Raw genomic sequence first — 22309 nt, forward strand, 5'->3', positions numbered from 1 at the left:
ACAGAGAGAGAACGAGCCACCATGGCTGCAACCTCCCTTGACCTGGCCAAGACCCGGAACATCGGGATCATGGCCCACATCGACGCGGGCAAGACCACCACCACCGAGCGGATCCTGTTCTACACCGGTGTCTCGTACAAGATCGGTGAGGTCCACGATGGCGCTGCCACCATGGACTGGATGGAGCAGGAGCAGGAGCGCGGCATCACCATCACGTCGGCCGCGACGACCTGCCACTGGACCCTCGACGGTTCCGACCACACCATCAACATCATCGACACCCCGGGCCACGTCGACTTCACCGTCGAGGTGGAGCGTTCGCTGCGCGTGCTCGACGGTGGCGTGACGGTGTTCGACGGTGTCGCCGGTGTCGAGCCCCAGTCCGAGACCGTGTGGCGGCAGGCTGACCGCTACGGCGTCCCGCGCATCTGCTTCATCAACAAGCTGGACCGTACGGGCGCGGACTTCTACTTCTGCGTGAAGACCATCGTGGACCGCCTCGGCGCGACCCCGCTGGTCATGCAGCTGCCGATCGGCGCCGAGGCGGACTTCGCCGGTGTCGTCGACCTGGTGAAGATGAAGGCCCTGGTCTGGTCGGCCGACGCGCCCAAGGGCGAGATGTACGACACCGTCGACATCCCGGCCGACCTCGCGGACAAGGCCGCCGAGTACCGCGAGCAGCTGATCGACACCGTGTCGAACGTCAGCGACGAGGTCATGGAGCTGGCGCTCGAGGGTGAGGACATCCCCGAGGACCTGCTCATCGCCGCGATCCGCAAGGGCACGCTGAACTCGGACTTCACTCCGATCTTCTGCGGCTCGGCGTTCAAGAACAAGGGCGTCCAGCCCCTGCTCGACGCGGTCGTGAAGTACCTGCCGTCGCCCCTCGACATCGAGGGCATCGAGGGCACCAAGCCGGGCAACGACGAGGAGAAGATCGTCCGTCAGGCCTCTGACGACGAGCCCCTCGCCGCCCTCGCGTTCAAGATCATGTCTGACCCGCACCTGGGCAAGCTGACCTTCGTTCGCGTGTACTCCGGCCGCCTGGAGTCCGGCACCTCGGTGCTGAACTCCGTCAAGGGCAAGAAGGAGCGCATCGGCAAGATCTACCGCATGCACGCGAACAAGCGTGAGGAGATCGACTCGGTGGGCGCCGGCGACATCATCGCCGTGATGGGTCTCAAGCAGACCACCACCGGTGAGACGCTGTGCGACGAGAAGCAGCCGGTCATCCTGGAGTCCATGGACTTCCCGGCCCCGGTCATCCGCGTCGCCATCGAGCCCAAGTCCAAGGGCGACCAGGAGAAGCTGGGTGTCGCCATCCAGCGTCTCGCCGAGGAGGACCCGTCCTTCCAGGTCAACACGGACGAGGAGACCGGCCAGACCATCATCGCGGGTATGGGCGAGCTGCACCTCGAGGTGCTCGTCGACCGTATGCGCCGTGAGTTCAAGGTCGAGGCCAACGTCGGCAAGCCGCAGGTCGCGTACCGCGAGACGATCCGCAAGGCCGTCGAGCGCATCGACTACACGCACAAGAAGCAGACCGGTGGTTCCGGCCAGTTCGCGAAGATCCAGATCGCGATCGAGCCGATCGAGTCCGGCGACGGCTACGAGTTCGTGAACAAGGTCACCGGTGGCCGCGTGCCGAAGGAGTACATCCCCTCGGTCGACGCCGGTTGCCAGGAGGCCATGGAGTTCGGTGTCCTCGCCGGCTACCCGCTCCAGGGTGTCCGCGTGACCCTGCTCGACGGTGCGTCGCACGACGTCGACTCGTCCGAGCTCGCGTTCAAGATCGCCGGTTCCATGGCGTTCAAGGAAGGCGCCCGCAAGGCCGGTCCGGCCCTGCTGGAGCCGATGATGGCCGTCGAGGTCACCACGCCCGAGGACTACATGGGCGAGGTCATCGGCGACATCAACTCTCGTCGTGGCCAGATCCGGTCCATGGACGAGCGTCACGGCGCCCGCGTGGTCAACGCGCTGGTGCCGCTCTCCGAGATGTTCGGCTACGTCGGTGACCTGCGCAGCAAGACCTCTGGTCGCGCAAGCTACTCGATGCAGTTCGACTCGTACGCCGAGGTTCCGCGGAACGTGGCGGACGACATCATCGCCAAGGCCAAGGGCGAGTGACGTCCCGGCAATCGGGACCAATCAGAACCTTTAGGCTGTAAGGAGGTCGTCCTGGGTGGATCCACCCGGATCGCCCAGGACCCTCCGGCACCCCCACCCCGCGGGACGGCTATGGGGCGCAAACCCGCGCCCCGTTCCCAACCCATCCAGACCAACTGACGTCGTACGGCGTACAGAACTGTCCTCAGGAGGACTGCAGTGGCGAAGGCGAAGTTCGAGCGGACGAAGCCCCACGTCAACATCGGCACCATCGGTCACATCGACCACGGCAAGACCACGCTGACCGCGGCCATCACCAAGGTGCTGCACGACGCGTACCCGGACATCAACCCCTTCACGCCGTTCGACCAGATCGACAAGGCGCCGGAGGAGCGGCAGCGCGGTATCACCATCTCCATCGCGCACGTCGAGTACCAGACCGAGGCGCGTCACTACGCCCACGTCGACTGCCCGGGTCACGCGGACTACATCAAGAACATGATCACCGGTGCGGCCCAGATGGACGGTGCGATCCTCGTCGTCGCCGCCACCGACGGCCCGATGCCGCAGACCAAGGAGCACGTGCTCCTGGCCCGCCAGGTCGGCGTCCCCTACATCGTTGTCGCCCTGAACAAGGCCGACATGGTGGACGACGAGGAGATCCTGGAGCTCGTCGAGCTCGAGGTCCGTGAGCTCCTCTCCGAGTACGAGTTCCCGGGCGACGACCTGCCGGTCGTCCGCGTCTCGGCGCTGCGCGCGCTCGAGGGCGACAAGGAGTGGGGCGAGAAGCTCCTCGGCCTGATGCACGCCGTCGACGAGGCCATCCCGACCCCGGAGCGCCTGGTCGACCAGCCGTTCCTGATGCCGATCGAGGACGTCTTCACGATCACCGGTCGTGGCACCGTCGTCACCGGCCGCATCGAGCGTGGTGTCCTCAAGGTCAACGAGACCGTCGACATCATCGGCATCAAGACCACCAAGACCACCACCACGGTCACCGGTATCGAGATGTTCCGCAAGCTGCTCGACGAGGGCCAGGCCGGTGAGAACGTCGGTCTGCTGCTCCGTGGCATCAAGCGCGAGGACGTCGAGCGCGGCCAGGTCATCATCAAGCCGGGTTCGGTCACCCCGCACACCGACTTCGAGGCCCAGGCCTACATCCTGTCGAAGGACGAGGGTGGCCGTCACACCCCGTTCTTCAACAACTACCGCCCGCAGTTCTACTTCCGTACCACGGACGTGACCGGCGTCGTGACCCTCCCCGAGGGCACCGAGATGGTCATGCCGGGCGACAACACCGCCATGACGGTCGCGCTGATCCAGCCGGTCGCCATGGAGGAGGGCCTGAAGTTCGCCATCCGTGAGGGTGGCCGCACCGTCGGCGCCGGCCAGGTCACCAAGATCGTCAAGTAATGTGACGGCCTAGGGCCTGCCTGCACCACAGGCAAACGGAAGGGCCCCCAGTACCGCGAGGTACTGGGGGCCCTTCCGCGTTCCCGCGCCCGGTCCGGGCCGCACGGGACCGTCGGTGCCGGCCGTGGCAGGCGGTAGGTGTGACCGGCGCACGTGTGGCCGGCCCCGGTGGCACGGGACCCATCCTCTGCCGTGCGGCCGGGCGGGGCCCCACCCGAACAGGGCCCGGGAACGCCGGAGGCCCCCACCGCACCTGCGGTGGGGGCCTCCGGGGCGTTCGGTGTCAGGCGGAGACGGTGGGGGAGGGCTTCTGCTCGGCCGCGCCCTGGGGCTGCTCGGCGGCGGCCTGGGCGGCCGGCGAGGCGGCCGCGGAGCGGGCCTTGATGCGGCGGACGATCCGCGGGGTCCAGTTCTTCATCTTCATCGCCGGCGACTCGACCAGGTGCCAGGACAGCGCCGCCAGCACGACGGTGCCGGCCATCGCGGCGAGCAGGTACACCGGCTTGCCGTACTTGGCGTAGCCGAGCATGGCGAGCGCCTGCTCGACGGTGAAACCGTAGATGTAGATGCCGTACGAGTAGTCCCGCTTGCGGCCGATCTTCTGGAAGGGGCGCGGGAGGCGGAGCGCCAGCCAGATCAGCAGGTACGCGAAGGCCGGGTAGCCGAACACGAAGACGCCGCCGAAGTGCAGGGTCAGCGCCAGCACGAGGGCCGACACCGCCGCCAGGCCGTCGTGGATCGGCAGCCGCTCCCGGTAGAGGTTGAAGGTGGCGCCGATCAGGAAGACGAAGCCCAGGTGGATCAGGAAGTGGTTGGACATCGCGCCGAGGAACGGCACGTTGACCGCCGAGCCCATGTCACCGGGGATGCCGCGCCAGCCGGGAGCGTCCAGCCAGTCGTTGACGATCAGGACGAGCAGCGCGCCGCACAGCAGCGGCACCAGCTTGCGGGCCCGCATCAGCACGCCGCCGACGGCGAACAGGCCGACCATGACGTAGCAGAGGATCTCGTACTTCAGCGACCACAGCGCGCCGTTGACGCCCGGGTCGAAGTTGGTGCCGCGGTTGCGGCCCTCGGCCATCACGCCGGAGATGTCCCAGCCGTTGCTGATCGAGGTGTTCCAGGTGCCCTCGAGGTAGGACACCGGGCCGCCCGGGTGGTGCAGGTACCCGTGGATGGTGCCGTGCAGGTAGTAGTACAGCGCCGGGACGATCAGGAGGGCGGAGACCAGCAGCGAGCCCCACAGGCCGGGCAGGATGCGCAGGGCGCGGTGCCAGGCGAAGCGGCCGATGGTGGTGCGCGCGCCGCTTCCCGTGATCATGAAGCCGGAGAGCACGAAGAAGCCGACCACGGCCATCTTGCCGATGTCGGTCTGCAGGCCGCTGTGCTTCCACAGCGGGTCCAGGTGGCCCCAGGCGATCGGGAACATGTGCGAGACCACCACGGAGGAGGCCAGCACCAGACGGAGCACACCGAAGCTGTTGGCCCGGGAGGAGTAGAGCTCCGCCAGGGTCCCGCGATAGCCCGGCAGGGCGCGCACGCTGCGAGTCATTGGGTTGGTTCAGGCTTCCTGCGAGGGGGACGCACTGGAGGTTCGCTCCGGTGTACGGGCCGCCGTGAGTATAAGGGGGTCAGTTCCCCGGGGTCGCGGCGGCCGTCCAGAGCGCCGCCACCGCCTCGCGCAGGCTGCGGCGCGGACGCCAGCCGAGCGCCCGCTCGATCGCGGAGACGTCGAGCTGCTGCCACTCGGTCTCGGGGCCGCTGCCCGCCGGGGCCGGCACCTCGGTGATCTCGGTCGGCACGCCGCTGGTCTCGATCAGCAGCTCCACCAGCTCGCGGGCCGAGCTGGCCCGGCCGAGGCCGACGTTGAGCACCGGGGGAGCGGCGACCGGGGTGAGCGCGGCGATGATCGCGTCGACGGTGTCCTGGAGGTCGACGAAGTCGCGCTGGGCGGTGAGCGGCTGCAGCGACAGTTCGGCGGTGACGCCGGCGGCGCGGGCCTCGGCGAGCTTGGCGGCCATCACGCCGAGCAGGCTGTGGCCGGGCTGGCCGGCGCCGACCACGTTGCCGAGGCGGAGCACCACGGCGTCCAGGCCGCGGGTGCGCACGGCGTCCGCGATCAACTCGGTCGCCTGGAGCTTGAGCTGCCCGTAGACCATCGACGGCGCCGGGACGGAGTCCTCCGACAGGCTCACGCCGATCGGGCAGAGCCCGTACTCGTGCACCGTGCCGAGGTGGACCAGCCGGGGCGCCCGCTCCATCGAGGCGAGCGCCTCCAGCAGCCGGGAGACCATGCCGACGTTGGCGCCGACCATCTGCTCGTCGGTCAGGCCCCACATGCCGCCGGCCGCGTTGACGACCACGTCGATCTTCTCGGCGGCCAGCAGCTCGGCCAGCGCGGCGGGCTCGTCCTCGGCCAGGTCGAGGCGGGCGAAGTCGCCGGGCAGGGCATCCGCCGGCGCCTTGCGGGCGACGGTCAGCAGGCCGTAGCCGTGCTCGGAGAGGCTGGCGAGGATCGCCCGCCCGATGAAGCCGGTGCCGCCGAGGACGGCGACGCGGGGCAGGGAGGTGACGGACATCGCGAGGTCTCCGGGGATGCGTGGGCGGTACTAGCGGACGTCGTTGCCGGCGACGTGGCGCAGCAGGGTCTTCGCGCCGTCGCTCTGCCGGTTCTTCAGCGCGCCCGGGAGCATGGTGAGCGCGTGGATGCGGGAGGACAGGTGCAGCCGGGAGGCCTTGGCGGCCTTCGGCCAGCCGTGCTCGTCGAGCCGGTCGGCGACGTCCTGGAAGAAGCGGTTGGCCTCGGCGAAGCGGGCGCCGGTGAACGCCTGCTTGGAGGAGATGGAGACGGCGTGCCGGCGGTACTGGAAGCAGACCGTGTCGGAGATCAGCATCCGCTCGCCGGCCTGCAGCAGGTCGATCACCAGGGCCAGGTCCTGGGTGACCTCCAGGTTGTCCCGGAAGCCGATGGAGCGGACCGCCTCGGTGCGCCAGCAGATGGACGGGAAGAACAGCCAGTTGCCGCGCAGCAGGTTGGTGGCGAGCTCCTCGCCGCCCATCACCCGGCTGCCGTTGACCTTGGGCGCGTAGATCCGCTTCTTGGCCTGGTCGGCCAGGCCCTCGGTGGGCACGCCGTCGCCGTCGATCACCTGGACGCCGGGCTGGACCATGCCGATGCCCGGGTTGGCCGCGAGCGCGGCGCGGACGGTGGCGACGTAGTCGGGCAGCATGACGTCGTCGGTGCCCATCATCACGAAGTGCTCTTCGCGGACCAGGCCCAGGCACTTGCGGTAGTTGCCGGTGACGCCGAGGTTCTGCTCATTGCGCTGGTACGAGACGCGCTCGTCCCCGAGCTGCTCGAACCAGCCGGGGACGTCGGGCTCCTTGCCGTCGTCCACCACGGTGAGGCGCCAGTTCGGGTCGCTCTGGGCCAGGATGCTGCGGACGGCGGTCTGCATCAGGGAGACATCGCCGTAGTAGGGCAGCATGATGTCGAGAGTCGTCATGAACGGAACACCCGGGGTTTCGAGGTGGACGGGGAGGGTCAGCTGTCGCGCAGCGACTGACGGTACCGCAGGCACTCCTGGTAGTCCGGGAGCAGCCCGCTCTCCTTGGCCTCGGCCAGCGAGGGCGCCGCGGCGTCCCGGGCGGACAGCTGCGGGACGTCGGCCGGCCAGTCGATCGCCAGGTCCGGGTCGAGCGGGTGGACCGAGTGCTCACCGGTCGGGTTGTAGGTCTCGGAGCAGACGTACGACAGCGTGGCGTCGTCGGTCAGCGCGCAGAAGCCGTGGCCGAGGCCCTCCGAGATGTACACCGCGCGGCGGTCGACGTCGTCGAGCCGGACGAACTCCCAGCGGCCGAAGGTGGGGGAGCCCACCCGGATGTCGACGATCACGTCGAGGACCGCACCGCGCACGCAGGTCACGTACTTGGCCTGGCCGGGCGGCACGTCGGCGAAGTGGATGCCGCGCACCACGTCCTTCGCCGAGACCGAGAGGTTGCCCTGGGCCATCCGCAGCGGGTGGCCGACGACCTCGGCGAGGTGGTCGAAGCGGTACCACTCCATGAACAGGCCGCGCGGGTCGCCGTGCTGCTGCGGGGTGATCTCCCAGGCGCCCTCGACGGAGAGCTCGCGGAACTTCATCGGGCGTTCTCCTCGTCCAGCAGGGCTTCCAGGTACTGGCCGTAGCCGCTCTTCTTCAGCGGCTCGGCGAGCTCGCGCAGCTGGTCGTCGTCGAGGAACCCGGCGCGCCAGGCGGTCTCCTCCAGGCAGCCGATCTTGAAGCCCTGGCGCTCCTCGATGACCCGGACGAACTCCGAGGCCTGCACCATCGAGACGAAGGTGCCGGTGTCGAGCCAGGCGGTGCCGCGGTCCAGGACCGTCACCTGGAGCTCGCCGGACTGCAGGTAGGCGTCGTTGACGGCGGTGATCTCCAGCTCGCCGCGGGCGCTGGGGGTGATGGTGCGGGCGATCTCGACCACGCGGTTGTCGTAGAAGTACAGACCCGGCACCGCGTAGCGGGACTTCGGCTTCTCCGGCTTCTCCTCGATGGAGATGACCTGGCCGTCCTCGTCGAACTCGACCACGCCGTAGGCGGTCGGGTCGGCGACCGGGTAGGCGAAGACCATGCCGCCCTTGGGGTCGGTGCGCTGCGCGAGGCGGGTGCCGAGGCCGCTGCCGTGGAAGATGTTGTCGCCGAGGATCAGCGCGACCGGCTCGTCGCCGATGAAGTCGGCGCCCAGCACGAAGGCCTGGGCGATGCCCTCGGGGCGCTCCTGGACCGCGTACTGCAGGTCGAGGCCGAACTGCGAACCGTCGCCCAGCAGTCGCTGGAACTGCTCCTGGTCCTGCGGGGTCGTGATGATCAATATCTCCCGGATCCCGGCCATGACCAGGGTGGAGAGCGGGTAGTAGATCATCGGCTTGTCGAAGACCGGGAGGAGCTGCTTGGAGACGGCCCGGGTCAGCGGCCACAGACGGGAGCCGGTTCCGCCGGCCAGGAGGATGCCACGCATGGGGGTCACCATACGTGCCGCCCCCGCGAGGGCCCAACATGGCGGACGCCACGCCGAAGGGCCAGGGTGCACCGGCCGGGGCCTTCGTACGTGGTAGTAGACTCCGCACCACTATGCGCATCCTCGTGACCGGCGGTGCCGGCTTCATCGGTTCAGAGTTCGTCCGTCAGCAGTTCGACGCGGACGCGGACGCCCAGATCACGGTCTTCGACAAGCTGACCTACTCGGGCGTCGAGGCCAACCTCGCCCCGGTCGCGGGCCACGCGGGCTACACCTTCGTGCAGGGCGACATCTGCGACGCCGACGCCGTCGACCGGGTGATGGCCGGTCACGACGTGGTCGTGCACTTCGCCGCCGAGTCGCACGTCGACCGCTCGATCGCCGGCGCCGGCCCGTTCGTGATGACCAACGTGGTCGGCACCCAGGTGCTGCTCGACGCGGCCCGCAAGCACGGCGTCGGCCGCTTCGTGCACGTCTCCACCGACGAGGTCTACGGCTCCATCACCGAGGGCTCCTGGACCGAGGAGTGGCCGCTCGCGCCCAACTCCCCGTACTCCTCCTCGAAGGCCGGTTCCGACCTGCTGGCGCTGGCCTACCACCGCACCCACGGCATGGACGTGGTGGTCACCCGCTGCTCCAACAACTACGGGCACTACCAGTTCCCGGAGAAGGTCATCCCGCTGTTCGTCACCAACCTGATGGACGGCAAGAAGGTCCCGCTGTACGGCGACGGCGGCAACATCCGCGACTGGCTGCACGTCTCCGACCACTGCCGCGGCATCGACCTGGTGATGCGCAAGGGTCGCTCCGGCGAGGTCTACAACATCGGCGGCGGCACCGAGCTGACCAACAAGGAGCTCACCGGCCTGCTGCTGGAGGCGGCCGGCCTGGGCTGGGACATGGTCGAGCACGTCACCGACCGCAAGGGCCACGACCTGCGCTACTCGCTCTCCATCGAGAAGATCCGGACCGAGCTCGGCTACGAGCCCCAGGTCCGCTTCGAGGACGGCATCGCCGCGACCATCGCCTGGTACCGCGAGAACCGCGCCTGGTGGGAGCCGCTCAAGGTGAAGGCCGCCCAGCAGTCGTGACCGAGAGAAGCAGTGCGGCGACCGCCAAGCGGTCGCCGCTCGCCGCCCTCCTGAACTCCCTGCCGCCGGGCACCACGCTGGTGATCGGTGGCACGGTCGTGCTCGGGGCCGCCTCGTACATCCACCTGATGGCGGCCGGACACAGCCTCGGCACCGACGACATGGCCGCCGTCTCGGTGCTCTGGACGATCCTGATGTCGGTCGGCCTGGGCCTGTTCTTCCCGGTCGAGCAGGAGCTCACCCGGATCGTCGCCGCGCACCGCGTCGACGGTCGCGGCACCGCCGGCGTGGTCCGGCGGATCGGCCTGATCACCGCCGTCGTGCTCGCCGCGCTCGCGGCCGCCATGGCGGCGGCGGCCCGTCCGCTGGCCGACACCTTCTTCGACGGCCGGCTCGGCATGGTCGCCGCCCTCGGCCTCGCCTTCATCGCGATGGCGGCCGGCAACGTCACCCGCGGCATCCTGGCCGGCGCCGGCCGCTTCGGCCCGTACGGGCTGCAGCTCGGCATCGACGGCGGCCTGCGGATCGGCCTCGCGGTCGCGCTCGGCCTCGGCGGGGTGCGCTCCCCGCTGGCCTTCGCCCTGATCCTCACCGTGGCCCCGCTGATCGCGGTCGCCGCCACCCTCCGCCCGGTGCTGCGGGACGTCACCGCCGGCACCGCGCCCGGCTGGAAGCCGCTGGCCGCCGGACTCGGCCCGCTGGTGGTCTCCACCCTGCTCTCCCAGGTCGTGGTGAACGCCGCCGTGGTCAGCACCAAGCTGCTGGCCCCGGCCGACGCCGCGCTCACCGCCGGCCTGCTGAACGCGATCGTGCTGGCCCGGGTGCCGCTGTTCGTCTTCGGCTCGCTGCAGGCCTCGCTGCTCTCCGGGCTCTCCACCGCGGCCGCGGCCGGCGACCGCCCGGGCTTCACCCGGCTGCTGGTGCGCACCTGCCTGGTGGTCTCCGCGCTCGGCGTCCTGGGCGGTGTGCCCGCGACCATTCTCGGCCCCTGGCTGATCCGGGTACTCTTCGGTGCCCAGGACGTGCTGAGCCGTGCCGACTTCTTCTGGCTGTCGGCCGGCACGCTCAGCTACATGCTGGCCATGGTGCTCGGCCAGGCACTGATGGTGCTGCACCGCCACCGGGTCCAGCTGCTCTGCTGGGCGATCGGGACCGCGGTCCTGATCGGCACCACCCTGCTGCCCGGCCAGGTCGCCACCACGGTCTGCCTGGCGTACACCCTGGGTTCACTGGCCGCGGTGCTGTCCATGGCAGTCTCGGTCCGGCTGACCTTCCCGCGCGAACCGGGGGCAGACGGCAACGGTGCCCACCGGCCCACCCTCGTGGACTCGGTATGATCCGCCGCGCCCACCCGGACCTCCCCTTCCACCCCATCTCGACCTCGCGGCCAGACGCTGCAGCATGGAGCTTCGATGTCCGACTATGACGATGTGTGGCTGGTCATCCCGGCCTACAACGAGGGCACCGTCATCGCCGACGTTGTCGAGAACGCCCGCAAGGTGTTCCCCAACATCGTCGTGGTGGACGACGGCAGCACCGACAACTCGGCCGAGCACATCCTGACCACCGGCGCCCACCTGGTCCGCCACCCGGTCAACCTCGGCCAGGGCGCAGCCCTGCAGACCGGTCTGGCGTACGCGCTCAAGCAGCCCGGCGCCGCCTACTTCGCGACCTTCGACGCGGACGGCCAGCACCAGACGCCGGACGTCGAGAAGATGGTCGCCCTGCTGCGCGACGACCAGGCCGACGTCGTGCTCGGCTCGCGCTTCATCGAGCAGACCGGCGAGGTCCCGTGGATCAAGCGGGTCGTGCTGCGCACCGCCGCCACGATCAGCCCCACCGCGCGCAAGCTCAACCTGACCGACTCGCACAACGGCCTGCGGGTGCTCAACCGCAAGGCCGCCGCCCAGCTGCGCATCACCATGAACGGCATGGCCCACGCCTCGGAGATCGTGGCGTTCCTGGCCAGTGCGGACCTGCGGGTCACCGAGGTGCCGGTCGACATCCTGTACACCGAGTACTCCCGCTCCAAGGGCCAGTCCCTCATCAACGGCGTCAACATCCTCTTCGACATCTCGCTCCGGGAGCGTGCGCGCAAATGAAGTACATCTGGATTCAGCTGCTGCTGCTGGTCGGTACCGGCGCCCTGGTCCTGACGTTCGTCCGGCGCTGGGACCGCGCGCACACCCGTGCCTGGAAGCGGATGGCGTTCGCCGCGTTCGTGATCGCCAACGTGTACGCGGTCTTCCGCCCGCAGGACGTCACCTGGATCGCCAACCAGCTCGGCGTCGGCCGCGGCACCGACCTGGTGCTCTACCTGCTGGTCGTGGCGATGGCCTTCATGACCCTGAACAGCTTCATGCGCTTCCGCTCGCTGGAGGCCAAGCTCACCGACCTGGCGCGGGCCATCGCGGTCAACGACGGCCAGCGGGTCAACGACGACCGCTTCACGGCCGAGCAGGCCGAGGTCCGGGCCGAGACGGCCGACCGGTAGCATCCCGTTCGAGAACGAAGGAACAAGGGGGGCCCATGGCTTCGCTCCCGACGGGTCAGACGCCCGTCGCCGTCCATGACGGCGCCGACACCGCGACCGGCCGGTCGATACCGGCCCAGGCCGGCGCGCGGCCGGCAGCTGCGCGGCCCGCGGGTCCGCGAGCGGGCCTGGTAGCCCTGGAGGCCGTGCTGGCCGTGGCGGTGGCCTTCGGGTTCACCGTCCTCAGCATGGCGATCAAGGTGAACCCGATGACCCGGGTCGGCCAGGTCAGCGGCCTGGCCGCGCTCCAGCTGCGATTCATCCTGGTCGCCATCGTGCTGGCGCTCGGCTGGTGGGCGGTCAGCCGCCGCATCTCCCCGGGCACCGGCCTGCGGCTGGCCTGCGCGTCGCTCGCCGGCCTCGCCACCGGCCTGTACGCCGGCGGCATCGCGGTCGCGCTGCGGGGCACCCCCTGGCCGCTGAACGGCTTCCACGGCGACGCCGGACAGCTGGAGGACTGGTCCGTGCTGATCCAGCACGGCAAGCCCATCTCCGGCGTCTACCCGCCGCTGTTCCCCTACCTGCTCAGCTACTGGACGCAGTTCCTCAACCCCGGCCAGCCGGGCGCGGCGCTGAAGATCCTCACGCTGATCCTCACCGCCCTGGCCGGACCGGCCGTCTACCTCGCCTGGCGACTGCTGCTCCCGCCGGTGTGGGCGCTGGCGATCGGCGTGGTCCCGGTCTTCCCGATCTTCACCGCGGCCAAGCCGTACGTCGACATCGTCCTGCTGGTCCTGGTGCCGGTCTTCGCGCACTTCCTGGGCCGGCTGCTCAGGTCGGGCGGACGCACGACCAAGGGCGCGCTGCTGGTCGGCGCCGCCTACGGCGTGGTCTTCGCGCTCTTCTTCCTCTGGTACTCCGGCTGGTTCGTCTGGTCCGCGCCGGGCGCGCTGGCCTGCCTGGTGGCCACCCTGGTGGCCGTCTCGCGCGGCGGCCGGGCCGCCACCGTCCGGGCGCTGCTCACCCTGGCCGCCACCGGCGTGGTGTTCCTGGTGATGGCCGGCCCGTACCTGCTGCGCCTGCTGGCCGGCTCGGGCACCCCCGACTCGTACATGTACTTCGACACCCAGACCGACCCGGCGTACTTCACCATGTGGCTGGGCGACCTGCCGGGCGGCTACACCCACGCGACCTGGCCGCTGCCGGGCGAGCTGGGCGGCGTCGGGGTGTTCGTGGTGCTGCTGCTGATCGGTGTCGGCGTCGCGCTGTGGCTGGGGGCCGAGCTGCCGGTCGTCCAGGTGGCCGGCTTCTTCATGGTCGGCTCCTTCCTGCTCCGCTACTGGTTCGCCTCGCACATGGAGCGCGACCAGTTGGTCCAGCTCTACCCGAGGACCTCCTCCGAACTGCTGTACTGCTGCCTGGCGATGGTCGGAATGGCCGCGTACCTGGCGGTGCGCCGGTTCTCGGTGCGCACCCGCGCGGTGGACGCGCCGCGACGCCCGGCCGGGTCCGCGATGCGCGCCGGCGGCGCCGCGCTGGCCGCCCTGACGCTGTTCTTCGCGCTCGCCGGCTCGGCGACGGTGGACCGCTTCATGCCCTCCAACGAGCACTCGCTCGGCTGGCTGGCCTGGGTCGCGCACAGCAGCCAGCTGCCCAACGGCAAGTGCCCGAAGTTCGCGCCGAACCACGTCTGCGAGGCTCCGCTGCCCTCGCGCTAGGCGCCGCCCGCAAGACTTGGTACCGACCAGCACGCCCGTGTGACCGTTCCCGGGCCGTGTCACACGGGGAGTGTGTGATGGATCAGACCTTGACCGCCGTGGAACCGAAGCCGGGGCCCGAACCCGCCGAGCGGGGTGAGGCCGACAGACCGGCGTCCGGCACGGACCGCGCACTCGAGCGGCTGCGGGCGATCGCCGCCCGCCGCTGGTTCTGGCCCGCGGCCCTGCTGCTCGGCTACCTCTTCCAGGTGGCGTTCCGCGCGTCCCTGGTCGTGCACCGCGCGTACCCGTCGGTCCACGCCGACGAGGACTCCTACCTGGTGCTGGCCCGGGTGCTGGCCGGCCACTCGTCCACCGAGATGCCGGTCGGCGTGGTCATCCCCGGCGGTTATCCGCTGCTGCTGGCCCCGGCGATCCGGTTCGCCAACAACTCGATCACCGCGTACCACCTGATCATGGGGATCAACGCGGTCCTCAACGCGCTGGTCTTCGTGCTGCTGTTCGCGGCGCTGCGCCGGGCCGGCCTCGGCCGCCCGCTCGCCTACCTGTTCGGCACCGCCGCCGCGCTGATGCCGCCGGTCGTCTTCTACTCGCAGTTCGTGATGACCGAGACGATCTTCCCGGTCCTGCTGCTGGGCTGGCTGCTGTGCATGCACGGCTGGCTCTCGCCCGGCACCACCCGGGCCCGCTACCTGTACGGCATCGGGATGGCCGCCACCGCCGCGTACTCGATGGCCACCCACGACCGCGGCGGCGTGATCTGCGCGATCACCGGCGTGGTGCTGCTGGCCGTCCTGGTCCTCGGCTGGGCGCCGCGGCTGACCGCGGTGGTCTCCGCCGTGGTGATGGGCGCCGGGATGGGCGCGGCCAAGCTGCTGGCGTCGTACCTGGAGTCGAAGTTCGACACCACCCCGCCGAGCCAGGTCGGCAACCTGGTCTTCGAGGCGCTGTTCGACCCGGAGAAGCTCCCCCGGACGCTCACCCGGGTCGCCGGTGAGCTCTGGTACTTCATGATGTCCACCTGGGGCATCGGCGCGATCGCGCTGGCCTTCTGCCTGGTGGCGCTGTTCACCTCGCGGGTCGAGCGCCCGACCCGGCTGGTGGCCTTCTCGCTGCTGGCCTCGGTGGTCGGCATCGCGCTCGCCTCGGCGGCCGGCCTCGGCGACGACCCCCGGGTCGACAACTGGGTGTACGCCCGCTACCTGTCCTCCCTGGTCCCGGTCGTGACCGTGATCGGCGTCGCCCTGCTGGTCCGGGCCGGCCGCCGCACGCTGCTGCTGCTGACCGCCGGCGGGCTGCTGCTGATGGGCGCCCTGGGCGAGACCGTGGTCTGGTACGTCGGCCGCGACCTCAAGGGCTACGTCATCCCCTGGGGCGTCCCGGACGCGATGCTGCTGGGCTTCAACTGGACCACCCTGCACCTGGTCCGGGCCACCGAGGTGGCCGTCGTGATCGCCGTCCTGTTCGTGCTGTTCCGGGTGGCCGGCGGCCGCCAGGTGATCTGGGTGCTCGGCCTCGGCCTGACCGCCCTCGCCTTCCTGGCGACCACCGTGATCACCGCCGAGGTCGCCAAGCCGCACTACGACACCCGCAAGTTCGCGGCCACCGGCTTCATCAAGGACGCGGGCATCAAGCGCACCGACAACCTGGTGATGGACTGGGACAACGACTGGGGCATGCGGATGGCCCAGCCGTACGAGGTCTACTGGGGCCGGGTCTGGACCACTGACCTGAAGGGCGGCACCACCCCGCCGGCGCAGGCCACCGTGGCCCTGCTGCGCCTGCCGACGGTCGACCCGAAGGCCCCCGACGCCCCGCGCGACCCGCGCGACCCGAAGGACCCGCACGCGGTCAACCCGGCGGACAGCTGGAAGCTGGCGCCGGCCGGTTGGTACGTCGACAAGGTCAGCTGGAAGGACGGCTGGGTGCTGTGGCGCCATCGCTGACGTCCGCGCCGACGGGCGCGGACGAGGGGGCGGGGAACACCGGGGGAGCCGGGCGGCCGTCGCGCCGCCGGCTCCTGCCGGCCGCCGAGGCCGCGACCGCCGTCGCGGCCTCGCTGGTGTACCCGTGGATCTGCACCACGGTCGACGTCGACCCGGTGGTGCGAATAGGCCAGGTCAGCGGCCTCGGCGCGCTCCAGCTGTACGGCGCGCTGCTCGGGCTGCCGCTGCTCGCCGTCCTGCTGTTCACCGCCCACCGGGGCCCGCTCGCCCGCCACCTGCTGGTGCGCCGCCTGGTCTGCGCGGCCCTCGCCGGCCTGGCCGGCGGTGTGCTGGCCGGCGGCACCGTGATCGCGCTGCACGGCACCCCCTGGCCGCTCGGCGGTCAGGACGGCGACCCGAGCACGCTGGTCGCGATGGCGAACTCGATGATGCACGCCCACCACCTCCCGGGCGTCTACCCGCCCGGCTTCCCCGCCGCCATCGCGCTCTGGGCGAAGCTGAAGTACGGCGGCCTCGGCGGCGGCGGCTTCGCCCTGCACGACCTGCAGATCGTCTGCACCGCGCTGGCCGGCCCGGCCGCGTACCTGGCCTGGCGGCTGCTGCTGCGGCCGGTGTGGGCGCTGGCGATCGCCGTCCTGTCGGTGATCACCTTCCTGGACCCGATCCGGCCGTACAGCCACACCGCGATGATCGTCCTGCTGCCGGTGACCGCGGCGGCCCTGCGCCGGCTCGCCCGGGCCGGTGAACTGTCCACCCGCGCCGCGGTGTTGCGCGGCGCCGGCTACGGCGCCGGGTTCGGGGCGCTGTTCCTCTGGTACTCCGGCTGGTTCCTGTGGTCCGCCCCCGGCGTCCTGGTGCTGGCCCTGGCGGCCCTCCCGTGGCGCGCCGGACGGGCGGCTGTCCTGCGGGCGCTGGCCTTCGCCGGCAGCGCGGTGGCCGGCTTCGTGGTGGTCGGCTCCCCGCTGCTGTACGAGCTGGTCCGCTTCGGCGCCGGCGCGCCGGACCGGTACGCCTACCTCGGTGTGTACGCCGACCCGGGCTACGTGCTCGGCTGGGCCACCGACCGGCCCGGCCAACTGACCTACCACAACTGGCCCGTGCCCGGTGAGCTCGGCGGACAGACCGGGATCGCGGTGCTGCTGGTGGTCGGCGCCGGCCTCGGCGTGGGCCTGGGCCTGCGCCACGTGGCGGTGCGGGTGGCGGCCGCCACCCTGGCCGGCTCCTGGCTGCTGCGGTTCTGGTTCGTCTCCGCCCTGGAGCGGACCCAGACCGTCCAGCTGTATCCGCGGACCACCTGGATCATCATGTACTGCCTGATCGTCCTGGGGGTCCTGGGCGCGATGGCGGCGGTCCAGCGCGGCTCGGCGCTGCTGCGCCGCCCGGACGGCCCGCTCGGCGGCGCGGTGCTGCCCCGCACCCGGGTCCAGCTCGCCGCCGGCCTGGTCTGCAGCCTGGCGCTGTTCGCCGCGATGGGCGGCTCCTGGTCGGTCAACCGGTACATGCCGGAGGACCCGCAGGCCGGAACCATGGGCACCGACGCCTGGCGGGCCCACACCGTCAAGAAGCCGGACGGCAGCTGCCCGGAGCACTCCCCGGTCAAGCAGTGCGAGGACATCGACATCGCCTTCTTCGGTCCGGGCCAGGACCTGGAGGACAAGCTCTGGTGCGGCGCGCTGCCCACCGCCGAGTGGCCCGTCGTGTGCGGACGCCCGGCCCCCTGGACCAAGGGCTGATCCCGGACCGTCCGACGGCGGGGCCCGGTTCCGCCGTTCGGTCGATTGGCGTTTGATCCTCCGGGTGTGGCAGTATGTCCAAGTTGCTCGGTTGAGTGCCGATGCTGCGCGCCTCCCGCCGGGAGGACCGGAAGCGAGTCCCATGTACTCGTCGTTCCCGTGATGGCCGTTCATACGTCCGCGTTCACTGCTTCTGCGGTGGGCGTGTGGGCGTAGTGGTGTGTAACCGACACCGCGGCAGCTGCGGGGCGGACGTACGGGAATCTTCCGGGAAGCGTGGGCGGGGCCTCGACCCGGTACTTCGAAGAACCCACCGCAGGAACCGACGGAGTCATTCGCCGGTTTTTTGCAAGCGCGAGTGCGACACGCCCGAGCGCGGGGGCCGGAGAAGCGGCCGCGTGGCAACAGACGACACAAAGGACTACTGAGTAGCCATGGCGGGACAGAAGATCCGCATCCGGCTCAAGGCCTACGACCACGAGGTCATCGACTCCTCGGCGAAGAAGATCGTCGAGACGGTGATTCGTACTGGTGCGCAGGTCGCGGGCCCGGTGCCGCTGCCCACTGAGAAGAACGTGTACTGCGTCATCCGCTCGCCGCACAAGTACAAGGACTCGCGCGAGCACTTCGAGATGCGTACTCACAAGCGTCTGATCGACATCCTCGACCCCACGCCGAAGACGGTTGACTCGCTGATGCGTCTCGACCTGCCGGCCGGTGTCGACATCGAGATCAAGCTCTGAGAGGCGCACCGAAGATGGCTAAGCAGATTAAGGGCATCCTGGGCGAGAAGCTCGGCATGACCCAGGTCTGGGACGAGAACAACCGGGTTGTCCCGGTGACCGTCGTCAAGGCTGGGCCCAATGTCGTGACCCAGGTCCACACCGCCGACAGCCCGGCCGGCTACGACGCCGTCCAGATCGGCTTCGGCGAGATCGACCCCCGCAAGGTGAACAAGCCCCTCCAGGGCCACTTCGCCAAGGCCGGTGTCACCCCCCGCCGCCACCTGGTCGAGCTCCGTACCTCGGACGCGTCCGAGTACACCCTGGGCCAGGAGATCACCGCCGAGCTGTTCGAGGCGGGTGTCAAGGTCGACGTGACCGGCACCTCCAAGGGCAAGGGCTTTGCCGGTGTCATGAAGCGTCACAACTTCAAGGGCCTCGGCGCCGGTCACGGCACCCAGCGCAAGCACCGTTCGCCCGGCTCCATCGGTGGCTGCGCCACCCCGGGTCGTGTGTTCAAGGGCATGCGCATGGCGGGTCGGATGGGTCACGAGCGCGTGACCACCCAGAACCTGACCGTGCACGCGGTCGACGCGGAGAAGGGTCTGCTGCTCATCAAGGGCGCGATCCCGGGCCCGAACGGCGGCCTCGTCCTCGTCCGCACCGCGGCGAAGGGGCTGTGAAGGAAATGACGACCATTGACATCCTGTCGCCGGCTGGCGACAAGGCCGGCAGCCTCGAGCTGCCCGCCGAGATCTTCGACGCCAAGGTCAGCGTTCCGCTGATGCACCAGGTCGTCGTGGCGCAGCTCGCTGCGGCCCGTCAGGGCACTCACAAGGTCAAGACCCGTGGCGAGGTCCGCGGCGGCGGCAAGAAGCCGTACCGCCAGAAGGGCACCGGCCGCGCCCGTCAGGGCTCGACCCGTGCGCCGCAGTTCGCCGGTGGTGGCGTCGTGCACGGTCCCGTGCCGCGCGACTACTCGCAGCGGACCCCGAAGAAGATGATCGCCGCCGCCCTGCGCGGTGCGCTCACCGACCGGGCCCGCCACAACCGCATCCACGTCGTCACCGGCGTGACCGCGACCGAGGCGCCGTCGACCAAGGCCGCGAAGAGCCTGTTCGGCAAGATCTCCGAGCGCAAGAACCTCCTCCTGGTGGTCGAGCGCGAGGACGAGCTGGGCATCCTGTCCGCTCGCAACCTGGCGAACGTGCACATCCTGGACGCGGGCCAGCTGAACACCTACGACGTGCTCGTCTCCGACGATGTGGTCTTCACCCAGGCCGCCTTCGAGCGTTTCGTGGCCGGTCCGGCCGCGTCCGCGAAGGCCGTTGCCGCTGAGGGCGAGCTCGAAGGGAGCGCCGCCTGATGGCTGCAGAGATCACGAGCAAGACGTACTCGGACCCCCGTGACGTCCTGATCAAGCCGGTCATCTCCGAGAAGAGCTACTCGCTCCTCGACGAGAACAAGTACACGTTCGTCGTGGCTCCCGGTGCCAACAAGACCCAGATCAAGCAGGCCGTCGAGGCGGTCTTCTCGGTCAAGGTCGAGGCCGTCAACACGCTGAACCGTCAGGGCAAGCGCAAGCGCTCCAAGACGGGCTTCGGCAAGCGCAAGGACACCAAGCGCGCCATTGTGACGCTGGCCGAGGGCAACCGCATCGACATCTTCGGTGGTCCGGTCTCCGCCTGACGGGGATCGTGATCGTCGATTAGGACGAGGACGAAAATGGGTATCCGCAAGTACAAGCCGACTACGCCGGGCCGTCGTGGCTCGAGCGTGGCCGACTTCGTCGAAATCACGCGGTCCACGCCGGAGAAGTCGCTGGTTCGCCCCCTGCACAGCAAGGGCGGCCGTAACAACGCCGGTCGTATCACCGCTCGCCACCAGGGTGGCGGTCACAAGCGCGCCTACCGCGTGATCGACTTCCGTCGTCACGACAAGGACGGCGTGCCGGCCAAGGTCGCGCACATCGAGTACGACCCGAACCGCACTGCGCGCATCGCGCTCCTGCACTACGCGGACGGCGAGAAGCGCTACATCATCGCCCCGCGCGGCATCACCCAGGGTGACCGGATCGAGAACGGCGCTGGCGCCGACATCAAGCCGGGCAACAACCTGCCGCTGCGCAACATCCCGGTCGGTACCACCATCCACGCGGTGGAGCTCCGTCCCGGCGGTGGCGCCAAGCTGGCCCGTTCCGCGGGTTCCGGCATTCAGCTGCTGGCTCGTGAGGGCAAGATGGCGCACCTGCGCATGCCCTCCGGCGAGATCCGCCTGGTGGACGCGCGCTGCCGCGCCACCGTCGGCGAGGTCGGCAACGCCGAGCAGTCGAACATCAACTGGGGCAAGGCCGGCCGTATGCGCTGGAAGGGCGTCCGCCCGACCGTGCGTGGTGTGGCCATGAACCCGATCGACCACCCGCACGGTGGTGGTGAGGGTAAGACCTCCGGTGGTCGCCACCCGGTCTCGCCGTGGGGCAAGCCCGAGGGCCGTACCCGTCGCCCGGGCAAGGCGTCGGACAAGCTCATCGTGCGCCGCCGCAAGACCAACAAGAAGCGCTAGGAGCAGGTCAGATGCCGCGCAGTCTCAAGAAGGGCCCCTTCATCGACGACCACCTTCAGAAGAAGGTGGACGTGCAGAACGAGGCGGGCACGCAGAACGTCATCAAGACCTGGTCCCGTCGTTCCGTGATCTCCCCGGCCATGCTTGGCCACACGATCGCGGTCCACGATGGCCGTAAGCACGTCCCGGTGTTCGTCACCGAGTCGATGGTCGGCCACAAGCTCGGCGAGTTCGCTCCCACGCGCACCTTCAAGGGGCACGTGAAGGAAGACCGCAAGTCGAAGCGTCGCTAGTCGCTTCCGAGCTTCAGCGCCAGAACGACTCAATGACTTACTCCTTTAAGGGGACAACCATGGAAGCCAGGGCCCAGGCGCGGTACATCCGCGTTACGCCCATGAAGGCCCGCCGCGTGGTGGACCTCATCCGTGGCCTCAACGCCACGGAGGCCCAGGCCGTCCTGCGTTTCGCTCCGCAGGCCGCCACCGTGCCGGTCGGCAAGGTGCTCGACAGCGCCATCGCCAACGCCGCGCACAACTACAACCACTCCAACGTGGACGACCTCTACATCTCTGAGGCGTACGTTGACGAGGGTCCGACCCTGAAGCGGTTCCGTCCGCGCGCCCAGGGCCGTGCCTACCGGATCCGCAAGCGGACCAGCCACATCACCGTGGTCGTCAGCAGCAAGGAAGGGACCCGGTAATGGGCCAGAAGGTTAACCCGCACGGGTTCCGCCTCGGCATCAGCACGGACTTCAAGTCCCGCTGGTACGCCGACAAGCTGTACAAGGACTACGTCAAGGAAGACGTCGCCATTCGTCGCATGATGACGAAGGGCATGGAGCGCGCCGGCATCTCCAAGGTCGAGATCGAGCGCACCCGCGACCGCGTCCGCGTTGACATCCACACCGCTCGCCCCGGCATCGTCATCGGTCGCCGTGGCACCGAGGCCGACCGCATCCGCGGCGACCTCGAGAAGCTGACCGGCAAGCAGGTCCAGCTGAACATCCTCGAGGTCAAGAACCCCGAGCTGGACGCCCAGCTCGTGGCTCAGGGCGTCGCGGAGCAGCTGTCCTCCCGCGTCTCCTTCCGTCGCGCCATGCGTAAGAGCATGCAGTCGACCATGAAGGCCGGCGCCAAGGGCATCAAGGTTCAGTGCTCCGGTCGTCTCGGCGGCGCCGAGATGAGCCGTTCGGAGTTCTACCGCGAGGGCCGTGTGCCGCTGCACACCCTGCGCGCGAACGTCGACTACGGCTTCTTCGAGGCCAAGACGACCTTCGGCCGTATCGGCGTGAAGGTCTGGATCTACAAGGGCGACGTCAAGAACATCGCCGAGGTCCGCGCTGAGAACGCCGCTGCCCGCTCGGGCAACCGCCCGGCGCGTCCCGAGGGCGGTCGTCCCGCTCGCGGTGAGCGTCGTGGTGGCGAGCGCGGTGGCCGTGGCCGTCGTCCCGCCGCTGCCGAGGCCGCTCCGGCCGCCCCGGCCGTCGAGGCTCCGGCTGCCGAGAACACCGGAACGGAGGCCTGACCCCC

At 69.8% G+C, this 22309-nt stretch carries 22 protein-coding genes; 17 read left to right on the forward strand and 5 right to left on the reverse strand.

Translation table 11 applies throughout. The features are described 5' to 3' along the window. Positions 1-21 precede the first annotated feature (21 nt). Positions 22-2127: an elongation factor G gene (fusA, locus tag FHR36_RS14570; protein WP_253797100.1), complete on the forward strand. Its 2106-nt coding sequence runs from the start codon at positions 22-24 to the stop codon at positions 2125-2127. A gap of 198 nt (positions 2128-2325) precedes the next feature. After that, on the forward strand, positions 2326-3519 hold the full coding sequence (gene tuf, locus FHR36_RS14575) for an elongation factor Tu (protein ID WP_253797102.1): 1194 nt from the start codon (positions 2326-2328) through the stop codon (positions 3517-3519). A 283-nt stretch (positions 3520-3802) separates the two neighbouring features. On the opposite strand, the gene FHR36_RS14580 is transcribed toward tuf, so the two are convergent. The 5 genes from FHR36_RS14580 to rfbA all read right to left on the reverse strand — a co-directional run bounded on the left by FHR36_RS14580 (position 3803) and on the right by rfbA (position 8535). Beyond that, the gene (locus FHR36_RS14580; protein ID WP_253797104.1) at positions 3803-5071 is read right to left on the reverse strand and encodes an acyltransferase family protein; all 1269 of its coding nucleotides are present in this window, start codon (positions 5069-5071) and stop codon (positions 3803-3805) included. Between the two features lie 79 nt (positions 5072-5150). Beyond that, positions 5151-6098, reverse strand: coding sequence for an NAD-dependent epimerase/dehydratase family protein (locus FHR36_RS14585; protein ID WP_253797112.1), 948 nt, complete (start codon positions 6096-6098; stop codon positions 5151-5153). A 30-nt stretch (positions 6099-6128) separates the two neighbouring features. Further along, positions 6129-7025, reverse strand: a complete 897-nt coding sequence (locus FHR36_RS14590; protein WP_253797114.1) for a glycosyltransferase family 2 protein — start codon at positions 7023-7025, stop codon at positions 6129-6131. A 38-nt stretch (positions 7026-7063) separates the two neighbouring features. Continuing rightward, complete coding sequence (locus FHR36_RS14595) at positions 7064-7663, reverse strand: dTDP-4-dehydrorhamnose 3,5-epimerase family protein (protein ID WP_253797116.1); 600 nt, start codon at positions 7661-7663, stop codon at positions 7064-7066. Then, entirely contained in the window at positions 7660-8535 is an 876-nt protein-coding gene (gene rfbA, locus FHR36_RS14600) for a glucose-1-phosphate thymidylyltransferase RfbA (RefSeq protein WP_253797125.1), read from the reverse strand. The genes FHR36_RS14595 and rfbA overlap by 4 nt, the downstream gene beginning before the upstream one ends. A gap of 113 nt (positions 8536-8648) precedes the next feature. Between rfbA and rfbB the strand changes: the two genes are divergently transcribed. From rfbB to rpsC, 15 genes are all read left to right on the forward strand, one after another. Continuing rightward, positions 8649-9626, forward strand: coding sequence for a dTDP-glucose 4,6-dehydratase (rfbB, locus tag FHR36_RS14605; protein WP_253797127.1), 978 nt, complete (start codon positions 8649-8651; stop codon positions 9624-9626). Further along, on the forward strand, positions 9623-10963 hold the full coding sequence (locus FHR36_RS14610) for a lipopolysaccharide biosynthesis protein (protein WP_253797129.1): 1341 nt from the start codon (positions 9623-9625) through the stop codon (positions 10961-10963). The genes rfbB and FHR36_RS14610 overlap by 4 nt, the downstream gene beginning before the upstream one ends. Positions 10964-11038: 75 nt before the next feature. Next, complete coding sequence (locus FHR36_RS14615; protein ID WP_253797131.1) at positions 11039-11728, forward strand: glycosyltransferase family 2 protein; 690 nt, start codon at positions 11039-11041, stop codon at positions 11726-11728. Beyond that, positions 11725-12120: a DUF2304 domain-containing protein gene (locus FHR36_RS14620; RefSeq protein ID WP_253797133.1), complete on the forward strand. Its 396-nt coding sequence runs from the start codon at positions 11725-11727 to the stop codon at positions 12118-12120. The genes FHR36_RS14615 and FHR36_RS14620 overlap by 4 nt, the downstream gene beginning before the upstream one ends. 35 nt (positions 12121-12155) lie before the next feature. Then, positions 12156-13817: a hypothetical protein gene (locus FHR36_RS14625; protein WP_253797137.1), complete on the forward strand. Its 1662-nt coding sequence runs from the start codon at positions 12156-12158 to the stop codon at positions 13815-13817. A gap of 77 nt (positions 13818-13894) precedes the next feature. Then, positions 13895-15763, forward strand: coding sequence for a hypothetical protein (locus FHR36_RS14630; RefSeq protein WP_253797139.1), 1869 nt, complete (start codon positions 13895-13897; stop codon positions 15761-15763). Further along, on the forward strand, positions 15748-17496 hold the full coding sequence (locus FHR36_RS14635) for a hypothetical protein (protein WP_253797146.1): 1749 nt from the start codon (positions 15748-15750) through the stop codon (positions 17494-17496). Before FHR36_RS14630 ends, FHR36_RS14635 begins: the two co-directional genes overlap by 16 nt. 434 nt (positions 17497-17930) lie before the next feature. Next, complete coding sequence (gene rpsJ / locus FHR36_RS14640) at positions 17931-18239, forward strand: 30S ribosomal protein S10 (RefSeq protein ID WP_012785157.1); 309 nt, start codon at positions 17931-17933, stop codon at positions 18237-18239. Between the two features lie 14 nt (positions 18240-18253). Beyond that, positions 18254-18901: a 50S ribosomal protein L3 gene (gene rplC, locus FHR36_RS14645; protein ID WP_035863529.1), complete on the forward strand. Its 648-nt coding sequence runs from the start codon at positions 18254-18256 to the stop codon at positions 18899-18901. A gap of 5 nt (positions 18902-18906) precedes the next feature. After that, complete coding sequence (gene rplD, locus FHR36_RS14650; protein WP_253797148.1) at positions 18907-19584, forward strand: 50S ribosomal protein L4; 678 nt, start codon at positions 18907-18909, stop codon at positions 19582-19584. Continuing rightward, positions 19584-19907: a 50S ribosomal protein L23 gene (gene rplW, locus FHR36_RS14655; RefSeq protein WP_380230564.1), complete on the forward strand. Its 324-nt coding sequence runs from the start codon at positions 19584-19586 to the stop codon at positions 19905-19907. Before rplD ends, rplW begins: the two co-directional genes overlap by 1 nt. Positions 19908-19943: 36 nt before the next feature. After that, positions 19944-20780, forward strand: coding sequence for a 50S ribosomal protein L2 (rplB, locus tag FHR36_RS14660; RefSeq protein ID WP_253797150.1), 837 nt, complete (start codon positions 19944-19946; stop codon positions 20778-20780). An 11-nt stretch (positions 20781-20791) separates the two neighbouring features. Continuing rightward, the gene (rpsS, locus tag FHR36_RS14665; RefSeq protein ID WP_014136283.1) at positions 20792-21073 is read left to right on the forward strand and encodes a 30S ribosomal protein S19; all 282 of its coding nucleotides are present in this window, start codon (positions 20792-20794) and stop codon (positions 21071-21073) included. 59 nt (positions 21074-21132) lie between these two features. Further along, positions 21133-21480 (forward strand): 50S ribosomal protein L22, encoded by a 348-nt coding sequence (gene rplV, locus FHR36_RS14670; protein ID WP_030232471.1) that lies wholly within the window; start codon positions 21133-21135, stop codon positions 21478-21480. Then, positions 21480-22304, forward strand: a complete 825-nt coding sequence (gene rpsC / locus FHR36_RS14675) for a 30S ribosomal protein S3 (RefSeq protein WP_253797158.1) — start codon at positions 21480-21482, stop codon at positions 22302-22304. Before rplV ends, rpsC begins: the two co-directional genes overlap by 1 nt. Positions 22305-22309 lie beyond the last annotated feature (5 nt).

Origin of the sequence: Kitasatospora cinereorecta (assembly GCF_024172095.1) — a bacterium.
Lineage (GTDB): Bacteria > Actinomycetota > Actinomycetes > Streptomycetales > Streptomycetaceae > Kitasatospora > Kitasatospora cinereorecta.

Excerpts from the sequence above, each read along its gene's own strand:
- rpsJ (WP_012785157.1), top strand. The coding sequence starts at position 17,931 with ATGGCGGGACAGAAGATCCGCATCCGGCTCAAGGCCTACGACCACGAG.
- rplC (WP_035863529.1), top strand. The coding sequence starts at position 18,254 with ATGGCTAAGCAGATTAAGGGCATCCTGGGCGAGAAGCTCGGCATGACC.
- rfbA (WP_253797125.1), bottom strand. The coding sequence starts at position 8,535 with ATGCGTGGCATCCTCCTGGCCGGCGGAACCGGCTCCCGTCTGTGGCCG.
- rplD (WP_253797148.1), top strand. The coding sequence starts at position 18,907 with ATGACGACCATTGACATCCTGTCGCCGGCTGGCGACAAGGCCGGCAGC.
- FHR36_RS14580 (WP_253797104.1), bottom strand. The coding sequence starts at position 5,071 with ATGACTCGCAGCGTGCGCGCCCTGCCGGGCTATCGCGGGACCCTGGCG.
- rplB (WP_253797150.1), top strand. The coding sequence starts at position 19,944 with ATGGGTATCCGCAAGTACAAGCCGACTACGCCGGGCCGTCGTGGCTCG.
- rplW (WP_380230564.1), top strand. The coding sequence starts at position 19,584 with ATGGCTGCAGAGATCACGAGCAAGACGTACTCGGACCCCCGTGACGTC.
- FHR36_RS14595 (WP_253797116.1), bottom strand. The coding sequence starts at position 7,663 with ATGAAGTTCCGCGAGCTCTCCGTCGAGGGCGCCTGGGAGATCACCCCG.
- rpsS (WP_014136283.1), top strand. The coding sequence starts at position 20,792 with ATGCCGCGCAGTCTCAAGAAGGGCCCCTTCATCGACGACCACCTTCAG.
- rpsC (WP_253797158.1), top strand. The coding sequence starts at position 21,480 with ATGGGCCAGAAGGTTAACCCGCACGGGTTCCGCCTCGGCATCAGCACG.
- FHR36_RS14590 (WP_253797114.1), bottom strand. The coding sequence starts at position 7,025 with ATGACGACTCTCGACATCATGCTGCCCTACTACGGCGATGTCTCCCTG.
- rplV (WP_030232471.1), top strand. The coding sequence starts at position 21,133 with ATGGAAGCCAGGGCCCAGGCGCGGTACATCCGCGTTACGCCCATGAAG.
- FHR36_RS14585 (WP_253797112.1), bottom strand. The coding sequence starts at position 6,098 with ATGTCCGTCACCTCCCTGCCCCGCGTCGCCGTCCTCGGCGGCACCGGC.
- rfbB (WP_253797127.1), top strand. The coding sequence starts at position 8,649 with ATGCGCATCCTCGTGACCGGCGGTGCCGGCTTCATCGGTTCAGAGTTC.
- FHR36_RS14630 (WP_253797139.1), top strand. The coding sequence starts at position 13,895 with ATGGATCAGACCTTGACCGCCGTGGAACCGAAGCCGGGGCCCGAACCC.
- FHR36_RS14625 (WP_253797137.1), top strand. The coding sequence starts at position 12,156 with ATGGCTTCGCTCCCGACGGGTCAGACGCCCGTCGCCGTCCATGACGGC.
- FHR36_RS14620 (WP_253797133.1), top strand. The coding sequence starts at position 11,725 with ATGAAGTACATCTGGATTCAGCTGCTGCTGCTGGTCGGTACCGGCGCC.
- FHR36_RS14615 (WP_253797131.1), top strand. The coding sequence starts at position 11,039 with ATGTCCGACTATGACGATGTGTGGCTGGTCATCCCGGCCTACAACGAG.
- fusA (WP_253797100.1), top strand. The coding sequence starts at position 22 with ATGGCTGCAACCTCCCTTGACCTGGCCAAGACCCGGAACATCGGGATC.